This window comes from Actinotalea sp. C106, from assembly GCF_023630195.1.
Classification (GTDB): domain Bacteria; phylum Actinomycetota; class Actinomycetes; order Actinomycetales; family Cellulomonadaceae; genus Actinotalea.
In genome coordinates this window covers 1-2,229 of record NZ_JALPKN010000403.1, presented here as the reverse complement: position 1 = coordinate 2,229, position 2,229 = coordinate 1, and the positions used below count along the sequence as shown (strand labels likewise).

The window sequence follows — 2,229 nt, the reverse complement described above, 5'->3', positions numbered from 1 at the left end:
CCCGCCGGCTCGCCGCCGCAGCACCGGGCCGGGGCGGCTCGGGCGCGTACGTGCTCACCGGTCGAGGGGTCGAGCAGAGCAGCCAGGGGACGGCGACGGTGAGCGCCGCGATCAACCTGTCCCTCGCCCTGGGCCTGCCCGGGCGGCAGGGCAGCGGGTACGGCGCCGTCACCGGGCAGGGCAACGGTCAGGGCGGCCGCGAGCACGGTCAGAAGGCGGACCAGCTGCCCGGCTACCGGCGCATCGACGACCCCGCGGCACGCGAGCACGTCGCGGCGGTGTGGGACGTGGACCCAGCGAGCCTGCCCGGACCGGGGGTGCCTGCGATCGAGCTGCTGCGTCGGTGCGGCACCCCCGAGGGGCCCCGTGCCCTGCTGGTGCACGGCAGCAACCTCGTGGTCTCGGCCCCGGACGCCGACCGCGTGCGTGACCGTCTCGCCGGCCTCGAGCTCCTGGTGGTCTGCGACCTGGTGCCCTCGGAGACCACCCACCTGGCCCACGTCGTGCTGCCGGTGACCCAGTGGGCCGAGGAGGAGGGCACGATGACCTCCCTCGAGGGCCGGGTGCTGCGACGCCGTCGGGCGCTGGACCCGCCACCCGGCGTGCGCTCCGAGCTCGAGCTGCTGCACGACCTCGCCGCCCGCCTCGGCGTGCACCGCGGGTTCCCGACCGCGCCGCACGAGGTCTTCGACGAGCTCGCCCGCGCCAGCGCGGGTGGCCCGGCGGACTACAGCGGCCTGAGCCACGCCCGGCTCGACGAGGCAGAGGCCCAGGACCCGAGCACCGGCCTGCACTGGCCCTGCCCGGCCGTGCCCGAGGGGGCGGTGCCCCACCCGGGCACGCCCCGGTTGTTCCTCGACACCTTCCCGACCGCGGACGGCCGGGCCCGGATGGTGCCCGTGGACCACCACGGCCCCGCCGACGACCTACGGGCCGACGCCCCCGTCTACCTCATCACCGGCCGGGTCCTGCAGCACTACCAGTCCGGGGCGCAGACCCGTCGGGTCCCGACCCTCGCCGCAGCCCAGCCCGAGCCCTTCGCGGAGCTGCACCCGCTCCTCGCCGACCGGATCGGTGTGGCCGACGGCGAGATGGTCGAGGTCACCTCCAGCCGGGGCACGGCCGTCGCCGTCGCCCACGTGACGGCCACCGCACGCCCCGACGCGGTCTTCATGCCCTTCCACTGGCCCGGCGAGGGCAGCGCCAACCGCGTCACCTCCGACGCCGTCGACCCCATCTCGGGGATGCCCGAGTTCAAGGTCTGCGCCGTCGACGTTCGTGCCGCGGGGGGCGCTCGGTGACCCGGGTCGTGGTCGTGGGCCACGGGATGGTCGGGTCGCGCTTCGTCGAGGACCTGCACCGTCGCCTCCCGGCCGCCGCCGACCTCACCGTCACCGTGCTCGGCGCCGAGGAGTACGAGCCCTACAACCGGGTCCTGCTCAGCGAGGTCGTCGCGGGCAAGGTCGACGTCGCCTCCCTGACCCTGCCGAGCCCGCCCCTCCCCGGGGTCCAGGTGCACCGTGGGCGCGAAGCGCTCAGCGTCGATCGTCGACGACGGCACGTGGTGACCGACCAGGGAGCGGTGCCCTACGACCTGCTCGTGCTGGCCACCGGTGCCAGGGCCAGGGTGCCCGCCGTGCCTGGGCTAGGAGGCGCTGCTCTCGGGGGCGAGCAGCACCCTTGCCTGCCTGCCGGGGTGCACGCCCTGCGGTCCTTGGACGACGCCCGCGAGATCGTCGCCGCGACGGTCAACGGCCCCCGGGCCGTGGTGCTCGGCGGAGGGGTCCTGGGGCTCGAGGCGGCGTGCGGGCTCGCGCGCCGTGGTCTCGAGGTCACCGTCGTGCACGGTGGCGACCACCTGATGGACCGTCAGCTCGACGCCGCCGCCGCTGCCGCCGTCGGCCAGACCTTGAGGCGCCTCGGCGTCGACCAACGCACCGGGACGCGGGCCGAGGAGGTCGTCGTCCGCGACGGTCGCGTCACCGGCGTGCGGATCGCGAACGGCGACGTCCTCCCGGCCGGGCTGCTCGTCCTCACCGCGGGCACCGTCCCTGAGACCGGACTCGCGGGGGCTGCTGGCCTGGCGACCGACCGCGGGGTGCTGGTCGACACGGCCGGCTCGACCTCGGACGCCCGGATCTTCGCGGTGGGTGACTGCGCCGAGCCGCCCGAGGGGGCGACCGGGTTGATCGCCCAGGGGTGGGACCAGGCCCGGCGCCTCGCCACCCG

General features: G+C 76.0%; 2 protein-coding genes. Both read left to right on the top strand.

Features of this window, described 5'->3' with window-relative positions:
- On the top strand, positions 1 to 1,301 hold a 1,301-nt coding region (locus L0B03_RS16910), incomplete at its 5' end, for a molybdopterin oxidoreductase family protein (RefSeq protein WP_250448037.1).
- The coding region (locus L0B03_RS16905; RefSeq protein WP_250448035.1) for an FAD-dependent oxidoreductase at positions 1,298 to 2,229 on the top strand (932 nt) is incomplete at its 3' end. The genes L0B03_RS16910 and L0B03_RS16905, both read left to right, overlap by 4 nt.